The organism is Methyloglobulus sp. (genome assembly GCF_046714055.1).
GTDB lineage: Bacteria > Pseudomonadota > Gammaproteobacteria > Methylococcales > Methylomonadaceae > Methyloglobulus.
In genome coordinates, this window is the sequence record NZ_JBKKBJ010000254.1 from 1 (window position 1) to 17,218 (window position 17,218).

A 17,218-nucleotide genomic window follows, 5' to 3' on the forward strand; every position below is an offset into this window, starting at 1 on the left:
GTGTCAGCCGCTCCACGCGCACCCAAAAAGCATCGGGAACTTTCCGGCTTTGTGGTCTTTTCAACGAATGGCAACCTTTAGTAAAGCAATTGATTGCAATTCTTTCACAACTATATAGAATTTATCAGGTTATTTTCGGATAAGCTCTTAACCTATTTTAACATCACGAGGAAAGCTTCTTGCCCACGTTGAATATTGATGAGCAAACCCGAATCTGCATCAATTGCCTGCTTCAGTTCATCCAGATTACGCACTCGGTATTGGTTTGCCGACACGATAACGTCGCCCGGACGTAAGCCGATTTTCCAGGCATAGGAAGCCGAGTTGATTTTTTCAATGACGATCCCCTCAACCTGATCTCGTTGGGTGTTACTGAGGAACGTGCCTTGCAATCTTGGATGGAGCCTATCTCCAGCTTGCTGTGCGCGTTCTTGTTTTCCAATGACGGCAGTGGTGTCCTTTTTTTCATCACCGCGATAGTATTCCAAGCTTACCTTGTCGCCTATTTGCAGCAAACCGATGATATTGCGTAGCTCATGGCTGTTTTTGATTGGTTTGCCGTTTGCGGAGACCACAATATCACCTAACGCCAGTCCCGCTTTCTCGGCAGGGGAGTTATTTTCGATACGGCTGATCGCGGCGCCTTGTATATCTTTTAGATTGAACGCTTTGACTAATTCAGGCGTTAAATCCTGGGTCGTGACACCCAACAACCCCCTGCGGACTTCACCGTGTTTGACCAGGGACTCCTTGATGGTCATCACCATATTGGCTGGAATAGCAAAGCCGATGCCGACATTACCGCCGCTAGGCGCCAAGATAGCGGTGTTCATGCCCACGAACTCACCCCGCAAGTTGACTAGGGCACCGCCCGAATTGCCTGGGTTGATGGAAGCGTCAGTTTGGATAAAGTCTTCGTAACCTTCAATGCCTAGTCCCGAACGGCCCAAAGCGCTGACAATCCCCGACGTTACCGTTTGCCCCAAGCCGAAAGGGTTGCCAATGGCGACCACAAAATCGCCGACTTTGAGTTGACTGGAGTCCGCAATCGGAAGTTCGGTTAAATGGTCCGCAGGAATGCGGATAATCGCAACATCAGCTTCAGGATCTGAGCCGATCAAGTCGGCATTAAGCTGGCGGCCATCGTTTAAGGTGACCATGATTTTATCGGCTTTATCAATCACATGGTTATTGGTCAACACATAACCTTGATCGCTGTCTATAATAACACCAGAACCTAAGCTGTTTTTTTGTTGTTTACGCGATTGATTGGGGACATTAAAAAAATGCCGGAAGAAAGGATCCTGCATTAGCGGAAGCTGTGCTGTCTCAATATTAGTTGACGTAGAAATATTGACGACTGCCGGCATACTGCGTTCCAGCATGGGCGCCAAAGAAGGTATTGCCTGGTTTTCGGTGAATGTTGGCAATCCGATCGCAAGACACAGTGAGCTAAAAAAAAGAAAAATGGATAAAAGGCTAAGAAAAATCAGCGGTTTGACTAATTTTGTGGTTGTCATGGTCGTTCCAGGGTTTATTAAACGTGGTTGGTAGACAATATAGGTTTAAAAACGTTTAATACAAGGTGTGCAGTCCGCATTTTATCCTGACGGCGGAATCAATTTGTCCAATTAAGTAGAGTGTCCAATGGCAGTTCATACCAATTCTGAAGAGAGCCGCATCCTCCGCACATTAGTGCCCCTGGCGACTTTTCCAAGCGCTGCATTTGCAGAATTGTGCATGAATATAACGGTGGAGCAAGTTCAAGACGGGGCGATATTCAAAAAAGGGGATACGGATACTCATTTGGTCTACCTGTTAAATGGCAGTGTTACGCTTCAGTCCGAAAGGCTAGTCGTTGAGGTGATTACCTCAGAAAGTGAATCCGCCATATTTGCTTTGGCCCATCAAATTCCAAGAAAAATTGACGCAGTGGCTAATGGGGTGGCGCGTATTGTCCGGTTAGATGCATACGTCGTTAACAATCCGCCACCTGCCGTTTACCGGGAAGACCAAAGTTATACCATTATCGAAGAGTCAGGTGAAGATTCTGACGATTGGATGACGGCGTTATTGCGGTTGCCACTTTTTCAATCCCTGCCGCCTGCCAATCTACAGAAAATTCTTATCTCGTTGAAAACCGCCTATTATTCCGAAGGTGATATCATTATTGCTAACGGTAGCGTGGTAGATCATTTCTTCATCATAACAAAAGGCCAATGCCTGCTTTCCCGTAACTCATTGGAGGAGGGAGGCGAGATTAGGCTAGGCGCTGGTGAAAGTTTCGGCGAAGAATATTTGATTACCAATTATCCAGCTCAGGAAACGATAACTGCACTTTCCGATGTCAGCTTGATTCAACTGGAGAAAAAACATTTTTTGACGCAAATCAAAGGGCCAACACTCACATTTATCTCCCATGAAGACATGCCGGATGCGCTAGTGAATGGGGCTGTATTGGTGGATGTCCGCCCACAGCGCGATTACGAAAACCATAATCTTGACGGTAGCGCCAACATACCGTTGTTGTCGCTAAGGATGCGGATAGCGGAAATACCCAGGGGGAAACAGGTTATTGTGGCCTGCGCCAACGGCAAAGTGAGCGGGGCAGCGGCGTTTTTGTTGGTAAAGAACCGATTCAATGCCACGGTATTGAAGGGTGGCATGGGTATTGAAGAATCTGATACCGAAACGGGAGTCACCAATCCCGACATTAATCGACAAGACACATCCTCGCCCGACCAGTCCAATAATGTTATTGCGGATAAGGATGATAATTCAGATACGACAGCTTTCGGATTTGAAACCCAGTTTGAAACGTTAAAAGCTGAAAACGAAAGGTTAGCCCAATGTAATCGCGATCTTGAGGAAAGAAATCTAAAACTACAGGCCGAAAAAGAACAAGCCGAAAACGATTGTAGCGTTCTTACTCAGCAACTAGAAAAACTGAAAGAAATCTTGAATAGGTTCACAAAGCGGCAATAGCAGACTGGTCAATATGAACACCAATCAAAGTAGAGCAGGTTATGCTGCAACCTCTGGTTAAGGGTTCCGGCTAAGTATTGAGGTCAGGTATGCCTTTCCACAAATAGCAATTATTTGATTTTGCCTTCTTTGTAGATAACGTGCTTACGGACAACAGGATCGAATTTTTTGATTTCCATTTTTTCCGGCATCGTTTTCTTGTTTTTTGTGGTGGTGTAAAAGTGGCCGGTGCCTTCGCTAGAAATGAGTTTGATTTTATCGCGCATTGTTCAGTCCTCTTAAGCTATCGTGCCGTTTTTACGCAAATCCGCCAGAACAGCGTCTATGCCTTTTTTGTCGATGATTCGCATACCTTTGGTTGATACCCTTAGGCGAACCCAACGGTTTTCACTTTCAACCCAAAATCTGTGGTGTTGCAGGTTGGGGAGAAAGCGTCTTTTAGTTCTATTGTTAGCGTGTGATACGTTATTACCTACAACAGGGTGTTTGCCTGTTACTTGACATACTCTGGACATGATTAGCCTCTAGCTGGGTGCCTGGATTCAAATTTAGCCCTTCTTTATACCAAAAATTCTTTTCAAGGTAAATAACAATCTATAAAATGAAGCGAACAATCACTCAAATCATTATGGAAAGACAGCAATGCCAATAAAGTTCGGCATGGTCATGGATCCCATCGACCGCATCAACATTAAAAAAGACACCAGCTTCGCCATATTACTCGAAGCCCAGGCCAGAGGCTGGGAACTACACTATATGGAACTAGCCAGTCTTTATCTAAGGAACGGTAAGGCCTACGCCAAAACCCGGACACTAGTGGTGCAACGTGATGAAGAACAATGGTTCCGGTTTGTTGCCGAACAGGACATGGCGCTGGACACACTTGATGTTATCATTATGCGAAAAGACCCGCCGTTCGACCAGGAATATCTCTATGCGACCTATCTGCTGGAACGGGCTGAAAACGCTGGCGTGTATGTTATCAACAAACCGCAGTCCTTGCGTGATGCGAATGAAAAGCTGTTTACGACGTGGTTTCCGCAATGCTGCACTGAAACCTTAGTTACCAGGGATTCGCATAGAATTAAGGATTTTTTGCATGAACTGGGTGAAATTATTGTCAAACCATTAGACGGCATGGGCGGAGTATCCATTTTTTATATCCGTGAAGGCGACCCTAACCTGAGCGTGATCTTGGAAACGATGACCCAGCACAACAGCCGTTCTGTGATGGCGCAAAAATATCTACCAGAAATAAAAGACGGCGACAAACGCATATTGATGGTTAATGGGGAGCCAATCCCTTATTGCCTAGCACGGATACCCGCAAAAGGCGAAAGCCGGGGTAATCTGGCGGCTGGGGGTACTGGCGAGGGCAGGCCGCTGACCGAGCAAGACCGCTGGATTGCCGGACAGGTAGGGCCAACGCTGCGGGAGAGAGGCCTGGCTTTTGTGGGTTTGGATGTCATTGGGAACACCCTGACCGAAATCAATGTCACCAGTCCAACGTGCGTCCAGGAATTGGACAAACAGTTTGGCCTGAACATTAGCGGCCAGTTGATGGATTATATTGAAATAGCCCTGAAATGATGGCGAATCAATCGGTTTTCAATTCAACGAGTTCTGTGGCTAACAATGACCGGTTATTAGTCGCCTTATTTGTTGCAGTTATTGTGCACATGATTGTTGTGCTTGGCATCCGTTTTAGCGAACCTAATCCACCTGTCCAAAACAGTCGTTCGATTGATGTTACCCTGGTCTATACGCCCGCCAAAAAGGCACCTAAAAAAGCAAAGTTTTTAGCGCAGGATAATCAGGTTGGCGCTGGCGAAAAACTTCATAAGCCCCAACCGCCTGCGCAAAGGATTGCCAGCCTAGGTAACAGTCAAAACAAACAGGAAGATAAAAGCGAACAGGAACAAGCAGAACCTAAAGCCAAACAGAAACTCATCACACAGGAAAATGCGACCACGAAAGTCGCTACTGAAAAGCGGCCTGAGACTACAGATGATACAGAAAAGCGTCCGCAGTTGACTGCGGAAGCCATACAGCAGCAGATCACGCAATACGGGGCTGAAATCAGGCTCAAACAACAAAGTTCCGATCAGGCTAAAATAAAATTTGCTAATTCCGTAAGCGCCCATCAATATGTTGCGGCGCAATATGTAAAAGACTGGGAGCGAAAAGTCGAACGCACGGGGAATTTGAATTATCCCGCAATCGCTGCAAAGAAAAATTTTTCGGGTGCATTGACCATGGATGTCGGGATAAAAGCGGATGGCAATATTTACAGTATGCGCATATCCCAGTCTTCGGGTTACCCCGAACTTGATGAAGCGGCGAAAAGAATTGTCAAGATGAGCGCCCCTTTCCCGGCGTTGCCCAGCGACCTGCTCAAGGAGCTAAATGTTTTGGTCATCACCAGAAAATGGAAATTTTCCGATGAATCGGGAATGACTACGCCATAATAGTATCTACCATCAGCGAAATCGGATACTCCAAAATGAGCAAAGAAAACTACCTCAATAATCAATTCATAATTGCCATGCCCGGCTTGATAGACCCTATGTTTCATCATACGGTCACTTTCTTGTGCCAGCACACCAAGGAAGGCGCTTTGGGGATTGTGATTAACCGGTCTGCCGAGATGAAACTGGGTGAAATATTTAAACAAATGGAGATTCCCGTCAGCTCCTTGGCAGCAGCGGAAACTCCGGTGTTTGCGGGTGGGCCGGTGCAGCAGGATAGGGGGTTCGTGGTGCATACCGCTTGCGGGGGGTGGGATATGACGTTGCCGGTTTCGGAAGACATTTCCCTGACAACGTCCCGCGATGTGATAGAGGCCATTGCGGCCGGGGAAGGCCCCGAACAGTACTTGGTTGCCCTGGGTTATGCGGGGTGGAGTGAAGGGCAACTGGAAAAAGAAATATTAAGTAATTCCTGGTTAAATACGCCCTGTGCCAAACAAATCCTGTTTGGTACCCCAGTAAGCCAGCGCTGGAATGCCGCAGCCAGCCAAATAGGCATTAATATTAATCAGTTGACCACGCCGGCAGGTCATGGCTGACACTGTGGGTTACCCTGTGAGACCAGACCCATTACAAATCAAAACGCTAGACGAGACCTATTTGGGCTTTGACTTCGGTAGTAAAAAAACAGGGGTTGCGGTCGGACATTTATTGACAGGCATCGCAAATCCGCTACAGACCTTACGTTCAATCAACCAAAATCCGGATTGGGAAAGTATAGGCAAACTCGTCAAGGAATGGCGGCCTGCTGGTCTAGTCGTTGGCATTTCCAGACAAAGCGATGGCTCAGATAACCTCATTACACCGCGTATGTTAAAATTTTGTCGGCAACTGGAAGGCAGATACCATTTGCCAGTATATCAGCAGGATGAAGCCTTATCCACATTTGAAGCCAAGCAATTGTTATTTGAAGAGGTTAACGTAAGCGCAACAAAATTGTGGGCAGTCCAGGACCAACTGGCGGCGCAGCTTATTTTGCAGACTTGGCTTAATGACAATACATTAAAATGACCGTTAACAGACTCGACGTTTCTGGTTTGCTGGACACGCTGGAAACGAAATTAAAACAGGCCATTGCCGAAAGGCAATTGACTGATCCCTTGATGATAGGCATCCGTACCGGCGGGGTATGGATCGCCGAAAAGCTGTACCAGCGTTTAGCCATCAAGCAACCCTTGGGATTACTGGATATTTCATTTTACCGCGATGATTTTTCGCAAATCGGGGTCAATCCCAACGTAAAACCCAGCCAGTTACCGGCACAGGTTGAAGGCCGCAACATAATCCTGGTTGATGATGTTTTTTATACCGGGCGGACCATTCGTGCCGCGTTGAATGAGATTTTCGATTATGGCCGTCCAAGACAGGTTTTATTGGCGGTGTTGATAGAACGTGACGGCAAGCAAATGCCTATCAGCCCTGATTGTGTTGGTATTAGTATCACATTAGATGCGGGCCAACGCATAAAGCTGACCGGCCCTGAACCCCTGGCTATTGAAATACAAACTGTTGATGCGGCTGCGTAGTGATGTCCAAAAACCTGCAATTAAATTTAGAGGGCAAACTTAAACACTTTCTGACCATTGAAGGGCTGGACAAACAGATACTGATAGAAATCCTGGATTTGGCGGAGTCCTTTGTCGGCATGACCGACCAGCGGATTAAAAAAATACCTCTTCTGCGCGGCAAAAGTATCGTCAATTTGTTTTTTGAAAACAGTACGCGTACGCGCACCACTTTTGAGCTTGCAGCCAAACGCTTGTCAGCGGACGTGTTGAGCATGAGCATTGCGACCTCATCAACCTCCAAAGGCGAAAGCCTGCTGGATACCATCCGAAATCTGGAAGCGATGTATGTTGACATGTTCGTTGTCCGTCATGGCATCAGCGGCGCAGCGCACTTTATTGCCCAGCATACCGCCCCCCATATCAGCGTCATCAATGCCGGTGACGGCCAACACGCCCATCCCACCCAGGCCATGCTGGACATGTTTACCATACGCCAGATAAAAAAAGATTTCTCAAGCTTGAGAGTCGCCGTTGTTGGCGACATCTTGCATTCCCGGGTTGCCCGTTCAGATATTCAAGCGCTGAATACTTTGGGTGTCGCCGAAGTCCGGGTCATTGCGCCCAAAACTTTGCTGCCAGCGCAGGTTGAAACAATGGGTGTCACAGTTTCGCACAGCCTCGCCGACGGCCTGAAAGATATTGATGTGATTATCATGCTGCGGCTGCAAAAAGAACGGATGAGTGCCGCGTTGTTACCCAGTGAAACCGAATATTTCAAATGTTTTGGGCTTACCGAAGATAGGCTGAAAATTGCAAAGCCCGATGCGATTGTGATGCATCCAGGGCCTATTAACAGGGGCGTGGAAATCGATTCAAAAGTGGCGGATGGCCCGCAATCGGTCATCCTCAAACAAGTGAGTAACGGCATTGCCATACGCATGGCGATCATGGCGATGGCTATGCAAAAGCAGAGAGCTACGTGACGTAATGGTGATGGCTCATATACACATCAATGACTGCAGGATTATCGACCCTGCCAACAAGATAGACCATATCGGCTCTGTCTATGTTATTGATGGCAAAATCAGTTCCGTAACGCATGAACCCGCTGGTTTTAGGGCGGACAAAGTGATTGATGCTAGAAATCAAATTGTCTGTCCAGGCTTTATCGACTTAAGCACAAGGCTACGTGAACCAGGACAAAGCCGCAAAGCCACTTTCGCCAGTGAAACAGCCGCCGCAGCCGCAGCAGGTATTACCACGCTGTGCTTACAGCCAGACACAATTCCCGTTATCGATGCCCGTGCTGTTGCCGAGCTTATAAAAGATCAGGCAGAAAAATGCGGCTATCAACAAATTTTGCCGATAGCCGCACTCACCCAAAAACTGGAAGGGACAGAATTAAGCGCAATGCAAGCGTTGAAACAGGCAGGGTGTGTGGCAGTCAGTAATGCCAATCAGCCCGTGAAAAACCTGCTGATACTCAGGCGGGCAATGGAATATGCCGCCAGCCATGAGCTGTTGTTTATCTACCGGCCTAACGATGTCTGGCTGGCAAATAACGGTTGCGTCCATGAAGGCGTACTTTCCACCCGTTACGGCCTGCCCAGTATTCCCGATGCCGCCGAAACTATCGCTTTGGCACAATGCCTGGAACTGGCCGAGTTGACCGGTTGCCGGGTACACTTCGGCCAGTTAAGCAGCAGACGTTCAGTGATCAAACTCTATCAAGCCAAAAAATATGGCTTGGCAGTTAGCGCCGATGTCGCTATCCACCAGCTACACCTGACTGAGGACGATATTATCCCTTTCGATAGCGCCTATCACGTCCAGCCGCCCTTCCGTTCGAAACAGGATCAAGAATCCCTGCGTGTAGGCTTGTCTAGCGGAACTATCGACTGTATTTGCTCCGATCATCAACCGCACGATCTTGTTGCCAAACTGGGCGCTTTCCCAGAAACAGAACCTGGTATTTCATCCTTGGAAACCGTGCTGCCTTTAATGCTTAAGCTGGTAAACCAACAAGCCATAACTTTAGAACAAGGCATCGCCGCGCTAACCCAAAAGCCCGCGCAGATACTACAGCTTGACAGTGGCGCTTTAACGCCCGGTTTTGCCGCCGATATCTGTATTTTCGATCCTGTGCAAGATTGGCAGGTTAATTCGGAAAACTGGCGTAGCCAGGGAGTCAATACGCCGTTTTGGGGACAGGTTTTTAAAGGCCGGGTAAGCCATACACTGCAAGCAGGTAAGGTTATTTACAGTCAGGTTGCTTTTGCATAAATTAAGGGATAACCACGAAGAACACAGAGGACACGAAGCTCTCAAAGGTATGGAATAATACAATTATTTTCTTCGTGCTCTTCGTGTCCTCTGTGATTAATTTTTTTGTGACGTACGGAGCAGCCTAATTGTTACGCCTGCCGCGTTTGACACTGACAAACCACTCCTAGAATTGCCAACTTCACGATACATCTAAACACAAATGGGTATCATCAGAAAACTTGCCTCACAAACGGCTATCTATGGGCTTAGCAGTATCTTCGGGCGTTTCCTCAATTACCTGTTGGTGCCGCTGTACACCTATTATTTCTCTGCCGAGGAATACGGGGTGGTGGCGGAGTTCTACGCTTATGCCGGGTTTTTTTCCGTGGTGCTGCTGTTCGGGTTTGATACCGGCTATTTCCGTTTTCGTGACAAAGGGCTGATAGGCGGCGATAAGGCTTACGCAACGGCTTTATGGTTTATCCTGTTGGTGAACCTGGGTTTTTTTCTACTGATTTTGTCGATTAACCCCTGGCTATCTAATCTTTTACATTATTCGGAACATCCCGAGTACGTCCTTTGTTTTAGCTTGATACTGATCCTGGATTCCATCTCGTCAATACCGTTTGCCCGGCTTCGCGCAGAAAATAAAGCCTTTCGATTTGTCGGCATCAAGATTATTGAAATTTTGATTACAATAGGATTAAGCCTGTTTTTTATCAAGTATTGCCCCAAACTCTACGCCGATAAAACCTATCCCTTGATTGTTAAATTCTACGACCCGGCTATCGGCGTGGGCTACATCTTTATTGCTAACCTGATAGCCAGCGTGTGCAAATTTATAATGCTAACGCCGCAATTGTTGGGCCTACGTTGGGGATTCGATAAATCCTTATTCAGCCGTATGCTCCGCTATTCCCTACCGATGGTGGTAATAGGATTTGCAGGCATCATCAACGAAATGCTTGACCGCGTTCTCCTCAAACAATTGCTACCATACGATTTATCGACCAACATGAAAATGTTGGGAATATACGGCGCTTGTTACAAATTGTCCATTTTGATGTCCTTATTCATTCAAGCTTTCCGGTTTGCCGCCGAACCATTTTTCTTTTCCTATGCGGGAAATACCGATGCCCGGATCATTTATGCGAAAGTGCTGCGGTATTTCGTGGTTTTCTGCGTCTTTATCTTTTTACTGGTCACCTTATTCATTGATTTCTTTAAATACTTTGTAGGGCCAGAATTCCGTTCAGGATTGGATGTAGTGCCAATATTGCTGCTAGCCAATTTGTTCCTGGGCATCTATGTCAACCTGTCCATCTGGTACAAACTGACTGACCGCACCTTGATCGGCGCGTTCGTGTCCTTATGCGCGGCGGCGCTGACGATTTACTTGAATATCAGGTGGATTCCCATCTACGGTTACACAGGTTCCGCCTGGGCGCACCTGATCGGCTATTCTGGTATGGCTTTGGTGTCTTATGTGCTTGGCCGGATTTATTATCCGGTCAATTATGATGTTCTTAGGATTTTGGCATATATAGTCTTGGGGTTAGGACTTTATCAGGCTAATTTGCAATTACAGGCGATTGCTTTTTGGCCGCCTGTTTTGTTGGCGGGGGCGTTGTTGATGCTTTATTTGCTGATTGCTGGGCTTTTTGAAAGTCGTCAAATGAAGTGCTGAACGAAGGGAAGCGCATCGTTCGCGATTGATGCGCCTCGTGCCTCGGTACATCTTATTTCACTTTTCTGTTAGCAATAATTACCCAGCACCTCATGGGTGTTGTACCATATTGCTCGCAACTAACGCATGTGCCTGAGTTCGTAGTTTCCCTGCCAAAGTAAACGGTATCCCTCAAGCGCCAACAATTACTGGAGCAATGAATGACGGTAGGTTCGGAAGAATTTAAAAAGGCCATGCAACTGTGGGCTAGCGGAGTTGCTGTGGTCACCTCACAATCGGAAAAATTTGGTGTCCGTGGCATGACAGTGACCGCGTTCTCCAGCGTTTCCGCCGAGCCGCCGCAAATTTTGGTGTGCCTTAACCAATCGGTGGATACCGGAGAAGGGATTGATGAAAATCAACGCTTTGCCGTGAATATTTTGAATGACCGGCAGCAGGACGTTTCCAATCAATTTTCCGGTGGCAGCAGCCAGGAAGAACGGTTTGCAAATACCGCATGGCATGTTGGCACCACAGGTGTACCGATCCTGAACGAGAGCCTAATGTCGCTGGAATGTAAGGTCATGGAAAAGGTTCGTGCCGGTACGCACTGGATCATTATTGGCGAGGTTCTTGCCTCTAATTGCCGGTCGGGCGAACCTTTGTTGTATTTTCGTGGCAATTATCGGCAACTTGCAGATAGCCTGAGCGAAAACACCGCTTCTGTGGATTAGTTTTCACTTATCGCCAACCTTTATTCGTATTTTTCAGTGCCGCAACAAATTTATACGGTCAGCCAGCTTAACCGAGAAACCGGGCAGTTACTCGGCGAGCATTTTTTGTCGATTTTTGTCGAAGGGGAAATTTCAAATCTAAGCATCCCCTCATCCGGGCATTGTTATTTCTCGCTAAAAGACGCCAATGCCCAAGTACGTTGTGCGATGTTCCGTGGTCATCAACGCAAACAGCCGTTCAAGCCGAAAAACGGCAAACAGGTTGTCGTCAAGGCACAGGTCAGCCTGTACGAACCCAGGGGCGATTACCAGCTTATCGTTGAATACATGGAGGAAGCGGGCAATGGCTTATTACGCAGGGCGTTTGATGCACTCAAACTAAAATTATCGGAAGAGGGGCTGTTCTCGTCAGCGCACAAAAAAAACCTGCCTATCCTGCCCAAAACGATAGGCATCATCACCTCACCATCGGGTGCCGCCATCCGGGATATTCTGACGGTGTTGCGACGGCGTTTTGCTGCCGTCCCCGTCATCATCTATCCGGTTGCCGTGCAAGGCGAAAATGCCAAATACGAGATTTCAAAGGCGATAGGCACGGCTAACACGCTTAAACAATGCGATGTGCTCATTCTTGCACGGGGTGGAGGCTCACTGGAAGACCTGTGGGCGTTTAATGAGGAAATGGTTGTCAGGGCAATATATGCCAGTCAAATTCCGGTTATTTCCGGTGTCGGCCATGAAACCGATGTGACGATTGCCGATTTTGTTGCCGACCTGCGTGCCGCAACACCGTCTGCGGCAGCCGAACACGCCACGCCAGATCAACAGCAGTGGCTAAATAAATTCAATGAATTAGAAGCGCGGTTGCAACAACACCTGCAACGGTTACTTAGGCAGCAACAACAAAAAATCGACTGGTTAACCGGACGTTTGCAACAACAACATCCCAAGCAAAAACTGACCCGCAACCAGCAACGGCTGGATGAACTGGAAATCAGGTTAAAAAAAGCGGCCCAGCTTAGGTTGGCTCACGATCAGCATATCATTGAAACCACAATAGCCCGGTTATGGCAACACTCGCCAATGTCAACTGTCCGTCGGAATCAGCAACAGCAAACTTATTTAAGCGAACGCCTTATCACCGCTGTAAACACTCGCCTTAAACAATTAAACCAGCGTTTACTTAACGCCAGCCAAACCTTACATGCGGTGAGTCCTTTGGCTACCTTAAGCCGAGGTTACGCGCTGGTTACCGGGCAGGCTTCTGGGCAAATCATCAGGGCTATCGACCAATTAAAGCCTGGTGACAGCGTAATAACCCAGCTCGCAAAAGGGCATTTTACCAGTCAGGTTGATGAGTTGTTTAAAGAGTAAACAACTGAGGCAAGACAGCTTTGGTAGACACAGAGTATTTCTTGGCTCTCATGAGCTTTGAGGCTAGAATACCAACTGACCGTTTCCGGCAATTGACTGGATAATGGCTTTTTAACCAACCTAAAGGGAGATAATCTATGAGCCTGAATTACACCGAAGAAGAATTGAACTTGCTAGCCAACACCCCTCACATCATCGGTGCTGCGATGGCGTTTGCTGGCAGCAGCGGACTGTTTGGCACAGGAAAAGAAATGTTCGCCAACGCACAAGCCGTTATGGCCGGTATTAAAGATTATCCCAACAACGCGCTGATTCAGGCGGTATTGCCCAATGTTCAGGGCGGTGCTTCGGATGCTATGGATAAAATGAAAAAAGTTCGTGATTGGGGCGTGGCGCGTATGAAAGCCAAGGGCGTTAACTCTGCCGAGAAATTTCAAGCGGAAGCTGTGGAAGATTGTAAGGCAGTGGCTGCATTGCTGATAGCCAAGGCAACCCCTCAAGAAGCAACGGAATACAGGCAATGGGCGATGTCTATTGCGGAAAAAGTGGCCATGACAACCACCGAAGGCAGCTTCCTGGGTTTCGGCGGTGAACGTTTCAGCGCCAACGAAAAACAATTATTTAGTGAGATTGAAAAAGCGATGGGTACACAAAGCCTCTTGGCTTAGCTGTTCCCTTTTTTCAGTTAAGCTCAAGGGCGTATTACGCCGAGCCCATAACACTATCAAAACGGATAGATCGCGTATGTTGCGCGGCTAATCCGCCGTACGGACATATATTCTTCAAGTCCGTTACACTTCATCTCGGCTACTTGCCAAGCCCTCATTATTCCAACGAAAGAATAAAATCCCACTGCTCCTTGCTGACTGGCATTATGGATAAGCGGGTACCGCGTCTTACCAAAGACAGATCGGAAAGTTCCTGTTTTTGTTTGAGTTCGGTCAAGGTAATGGTGCGGGATAAGGTCTTGATGTATTTGACATCCACCATCATCCAAGTAGGTTTGGCAGGGTCGCTTTTAGGATCGAAGTGTTTATCGTGAGGGTCAAAAGCAAGAGAATCGGGATAGCCTTCCCTGACCACTTCCATAATCCCGACGATACCGGGTTCAGCGCAGTTGGAATGATAAAAGAATACCTGATCGCCCCGCTTCATTGCATCCCGCATCATATTCCGCGCCTGATAATTGCGCACCCCATCCCAATGTTCGGTTTGGTTCGGCCTGTTGATGAGATCATTGATACTGAATGCTTCCGGCTCTGATTTCATTAGCCAGTAATTCATGCCGTCTCCATATTTCATTTATGAGAACTTGTAAAAATAACCTATTCCTACTGGGTGATAGTTGGTGAGGAAGCGTAAATAATCCTAAGAATCAGTTAGATTTGATGTTTCCGCGCTACCGTAGGGGCAATCCCTTGTGGTTGCCCGGATAACCACGGGGTTTCCCTGAACCACAGGGCTTCCCTGATAACCACAAGGGGTTGCCTGGGCAGGCACAAGGCCTGCCCCTACAGATTTGGGTGATTGTACAATGCCTTGATATTTCTTGGTTCAAAGCTAATCTGACAGTCACTGATTTTCAGAATGTCAGTCGTTTATTCACCCTTTAATTTTCTTTCCAATTCCGCATGGCTAATATGACGGACATCTTCGCCCTTAATCATGTAGACCAGATGCTCACAAATGTTGCAGGCATGGTCGCCAATCCGTTCCAGTGAGCGCACGGTCCACAGGACATTGAGAGTCCGGGTAATATTTCGGGGGTCTTCCATCATATACGTTATCTGTTGCCTTATGATGCTGGCATATTCCCGGTCTACGTTTTCATCTTTGCCGGTTATTGCCGATACTTGCTCGATAGTCATTCGGGCAAATGCGTCCAATGCGTCATGCAACATATCCTTGACCAAATCTGCCATGTGCTGTATTTCATAATACGGGGGGTCGTTCTTGTTGCCTTCCATATCCGATAGATAAATTGCCATTTTGGCAATATGTTCGGCGAGGTCGCCGACCCGTTCCAGCTCATTAATGATTTTAAGTACGGTCAACAATAACCTTAAATCGAAAGCAGTAGGCTGACGCAGCGCTAAAATCTGCATACATTCCCGGTCTAGCGCTATTTCCAGGGCATCAATTTGGTTATCCTTCTTGATAACCTGTTCCGCCAATTCCTGGTCGGTAGTGGTAAAAGCCTTAATTGCCAGCTCGATCTGCTCCTCAACCATGCCCCCCATAGTTAATACATGGTTGCGAATATCTTCGAGTTCCTTGTTGAATTGTCCAGAGATATGGTGCCCTATGTTGGTGTTGTCCATCTGCGTTCTCCTGATTAACCGTACCTGCCGGTGATGTAGTCTTCGGTCTGTTTCTTTTTGGGGTTGGTGAATAATTGGCTGGTGTTGTCTATTTCAATCAACTCCCCCATGTACATGAATGCAGTATAGTCGGAAACCCGTGCGGCCTGTTGCATATTGTGCGTAACGATAACGATGGTATATTTTTCTTTGAGCGCGTTAATCAGTTCTTCAATTTTTAGTGTTGAAATAGGGTCTAATGCCGATGCGGGTTCATCAAGTAACAACACCTCGGGTTCTATGGCAATCGCCCTGGCAATGACCAAACGTTGCTGTTGCCCTCCGGAAATGCCTAAGGCATTATCATTAAGCCGGTCTTTCATCTCGTCCCAAAGCGCAGCACTCCGCAAGGCATTTTCAACGGTCTCATCCAGGGTTCGCTTGTCGTTGACACCTTGTATGCGTAGGCCATAGGCAACATTTTCAAAAATCGATTTCGGGAAGGGGTTGGGTTTTTGGAATACCATCCCCACGCGCCGCCGTAATGCCGCTACGTTGACCGATTTATCATAGATATTTTCATTATCCAGCAGGATCTTGCCGTTGATTTTTGCGCTGTCCACCAGGTCGTTCATGCGGTTAATGCAACGCAGCAGTGTTGATTTCCCACAACCGCTAGGCCCTATATAGGCCGTCACCCGCTGTTTGGGTATTTCCATATTGATATTATGCAGGGCTTGCTTTTGCCCATAATACAGGTTGAGATTTTCTATCTTGATGGAAATCTCGTTTTGTCCTGGATTATTATCACGGCCACGTAAAATTGAATTCATGTCAATTGCGTGGGTACGACCTTGTTCTGTTGCCATTTTTTAATCTTCCAATGCCCGATATTTTTCCCGCAAATTGTTTCTGATAACAATCGCGGTTAGATTAAGCCCAACAATCACCAAGACCAGCAATAATGCCGTTGCATATACCAAAGGCCGCGCCGCTTCGACATTAGGGCTTTGAAAACCGACATCGTAAATATGAAAACCGAGGTGCATGAATTTCCTGTCTAAATGGACAAAAGGGTAATTCCCATCCAGAGGTAGTGTGGGCGCCAGTTTGACCACGCCGACCAACATCAATGGCGCCACTTCACCCGCCGCCCTGGCAACCGCCAGGATGAGTCCTGTCAATATGGCAGGACTTGCCATGGGTAAAACGGTGCGCCATAAGGTTTCAAGTTTGGTGGCGCCCAATGCCAGACTGCCTTCGCGTATGGATTTTGGAATGCGTGCCAAGCCTTCTTCGGTGGCGACAATCACGACCGGCAAAGTCAGCAGTGACAGCGTGATGGATGCCCAGAGTATTCCTGGCGTTCCATAAACGGGAGCAGGTGAGGCTTCTGGATAAAATAAGCGGTCGATATTGCCGCCCAGAATATAAACAAAAAACCCCAGGCCGAACACGCCGTATACCACAGAGGGAACACCCGCCAGATTGTTTACCGCAATCCTGATCAATCGTGTGGTAAAGCCCTGTTTAGCATATTCACGCAGGTAAACCGCCGCGATAACACCAAAGGGGGTGACGATAATTGACATGATAACCACCATCATCACCGTACCGAAGATAGCCGGAAAAATACCGCCTTCGGTGTTCGCTTCGCGTGGGTCATCCGCCAAAAATTCACCCAGCTTGTTGAAATAATGGCCTATTTTATCGAACATGTTCATGTTATTCGGTTGATAAATCCTGACTACTTTGTTCAGAGGAATATCCACTTCAGCGCCACCGTCTGTTTTTGCCACCAGACTGGCGCTTCTGCTTTTTTGATATAAGGCTCTCAGTTGCACCTGGTACTCTTTGT

At 47.4% G+C, this 17,218-nt stretch carries 19 protein-coding genes; 12 read left to right on the forward strand and 7 right to left on the reverse strand.

Annotated elements, in window-relative coordinates; genetic code table 11:
• Nucleotides 1-152 precede the first annotated feature (152 nt).
• Nucleotides 153-1,520 (reverse strand): DegQ family serine endoprotease, encoded by a 1,368-nt coding sequence (locus tag ACLQ6D_RS15050; protein WP_411728129.1) that lies wholly within the window; start codon nucleotides 1,518-1,520, stop codon nucleotides 153-155.
• 127 nt (nucleotides 1,521-1,647) lie between these two features.
• On the opposite strand from ACLQ6D_RS15050, the gene ACLQ6D_RS15055 reads away from it, so the two are divergent.
• A complete protein-coding gene (locus ACLQ6D_RS15055) occupies nucleotides 1,648-2,985 on the forward strand; it encodes a cyclic nucleotide-binding domain-containing protein (protein ID WP_411728130.1) in 1,338 nt (445 codons plus the stop codon).
• 110 nt (nucleotides 2,986-3,095) lie between these two features.
• Here the strand turns inward: ACLQ6D_RS15055 and rpmG are convergent, their stop codons facing one another.
• The gene (rpmG, locus tag ACLQ6D_RS15060; RefSeq protein WP_411728131.1) at nucleotides 3,096-3,251 is read right to left on the reverse strand and encodes a 50S ribosomal protein L33; all 156 of its coding nucleotides are present in this window, start codon (nucleotides 3,249-3,251) and stop codon (nucleotides 3,096-3,098) included.
• 12 nt (nucleotides 3,252-3,263) lie between these two features.
• Entirely contained in the window at nucleotides 3,264-3,500 is a 237-nt protein-coding gene (gene rpmB, locus ACLQ6D_RS15065; protein ID WP_411728132.1) for a 50S ribosomal protein L28, read from the reverse strand.
• A 127-nt stretch (nucleotides 3,501-3,627) separates the two neighbouring features.
• On the opposite strand from rpmB, the gene gshB reads away from it, so the two are divergent.
• The 11 genes from gshB (at nucleotide 3,628) to ACLQ6D_RS15120 (ending at nucleotide 13,728) form a co-directional block, all read left to right on the forward strand.
• Nucleotides 3,628-4,575 carry a glutathione synthase gene (gshB, locus tag ACLQ6D_RS15070; RefSeq protein ID WP_411728133.1) on the forward strand — a complete coding sequence of 316 codons (948 nt, stop codon included), beginning with the start codon at nucleotides 3,628-3,630 and terminating at the stop codon, nucleotides 4,573-4,575.
• On the forward strand, nucleotides 4,572-5,453 hold the full coding sequence (locus ACLQ6D_RS15075; protein ID WP_411728134.1) for an energy transducer TonB: 882 nt from the start codon (nucleotides 4,572-4,574) through the stop codon (nucleotides 5,451-5,453). Before gshB ends, ACLQ6D_RS15075 begins: the two co-directional genes overlap by 4 nt.
• Nucleotides 5,454-5,488: 35 nt before the next feature.
• Nucleotides 5,489-6,052, forward strand: a complete 564-nt coding sequence (locus ACLQ6D_RS15080) for a YqgE/AlgH family protein (protein WP_411728135.1) — start codon at nucleotides 5,489-5,491, stop codon at nucleotides 6,050-6,052.
• Entirely contained in the window at nucleotides 6,045-6,524 is a 480-nt protein-coding gene (gene ruvX, locus ACLQ6D_RS15085) for a Holliday junction resolvase RuvX (RefSeq protein WP_411728136.1), read from the forward strand. The genes ACLQ6D_RS15080 and ruvX overlap by 8 nt, the downstream gene beginning before the upstream one ends.
• Nucleotides 6,521-7,039, forward strand: a complete 519-nt coding sequence (pyrR, locus tag ACLQ6D_RS15090) for a bifunctional pyr operon transcriptional regulator/uracil phosphoribosyltransferase PyrR (protein WP_411728137.1) — start codon at nucleotides 6,521-6,523, stop codon at nucleotides 7,037-7,039. The genes ruvX and pyrR overlap by 4 nt, the downstream gene beginning before the upstream one ends.
• A gap of 2 nt (nucleotides 7,040-7,041) precedes the next feature.
• The gene (locus ACLQ6D_RS15095; RefSeq protein ID WP_411728146.1) at nucleotides 7,042-8,004 is read left to right on the forward strand and encodes an aspartate carbamoyltransferase catalytic subunit; all 963 of its coding nucleotides are present in this window, start codon (nucleotides 7,042-7,044) and stop codon (nucleotides 8,002-8,004) included.
• A gap of 10 nt (nucleotides 8,005-8,014) precedes the next feature.
• Nucleotides 8,015-9,304, forward strand: coding sequence for a dihydroorotase (locus tag ACLQ6D_RS15100; protein WP_411728138.1), 1,290 nt, complete (start codon nucleotides 8,015-8,017; stop codon nucleotides 9,302-9,304).
• Between the two features lie 202 nt (nucleotides 9,305-9,506).
• The gene (locus ACLQ6D_RS15105; RefSeq protein WP_411728139.1) at nucleotides 9,507-10,973 is read left to right on the forward strand and encodes a lipopolysaccharide biosynthesis protein; all 1,467 of its coding nucleotides are present in this window, start codon (nucleotides 9,507-9,509) and stop codon (nucleotides 10,971-10,973) included.
• 200 nt (nucleotides 10,974-11,173) lie between these two features.
• Complete coding sequence (locus ACLQ6D_RS15110) at nucleotides 11,174-11,686, forward strand: flavin reductase family protein (protein WP_411728140.1); 513 nt, start codon at nucleotides 11,174-11,176, stop codon at nucleotides 11,684-11,686.
• 36 nt (nucleotides 11,687-11,722) lie between these two features.
• Nucleotides 11,723-13,060 carry an exodeoxyribonuclease VII large subunit gene (gene xseA, locus ACLQ6D_RS15115; RefSeq protein ID WP_411728141.1) on the forward strand — a complete coding sequence of 446 codons (1,338 nt, stop codon included), beginning with the start codon at nucleotides 11,723-11,725 and terminating at the stop codon, nucleotides 13,058-13,060.
• Between the two features lie 137 nt (nucleotides 13,061-13,197).
• Complete coding sequence (locus ACLQ6D_RS15120; protein ID WP_411728142.1) at nucleotides 13,198-13,728, forward strand: hypothetical protein; 531 nt, start codon at nucleotides 13,198-13,200, stop codon at nucleotides 13,726-13,728.
• A 157-nt stretch (nucleotides 13,729-13,885) separates the two neighbouring features.
• On the opposite strand, the gene ACLQ6D_RS15125 is transcribed toward ACLQ6D_RS15120, so the two are convergent.
• The 4 genes from ACLQ6D_RS15125 to pstA all read right to left on the reverse strand — a co-directional run.
• Nucleotides 13,886-14,344, reverse strand: coding sequence for an EVE domain-containing protein (locus ACLQ6D_RS15125; RefSeq protein WP_411728143.1), 459 nt, complete (start codon nucleotides 14,342-14,344; stop codon nucleotides 13,886-13,888).
• A 314-nt stretch (nucleotides 14,345-14,658) separates the two neighbouring features.
• Entirely contained in the window at nucleotides 14,659-15,381 is a 723-nt protein-coding gene (gene phoU / locus ACLQ6D_RS15130; protein WP_411728144.1) for a phosphate signaling complex protein PhoU, read from the reverse strand.
• 14 nt (nucleotides 15,382-15,395) lie between these two features.
• Complete coding sequence (pstB, locus tag ACLQ6D_RS15135; RefSeq protein WP_411728147.1) at nucleotides 15,396-16,193, reverse strand: phosphate ABC transporter ATP-binding protein PstB; 798 nt, start codon at nucleotides 16,191-16,193, stop codon at nucleotides 15,396-15,398.
• Between the two features lie 39 nt (nucleotides 16,194-16,232).
• The coding region (pstA, locus tag ACLQ6D_RS15140) for a phosphate ABC transporter permease PstA (RefSeq protein WP_411728145.1) at nucleotides 16,233-17,218 on the reverse strand (986 nt) is incomplete at its 5' end.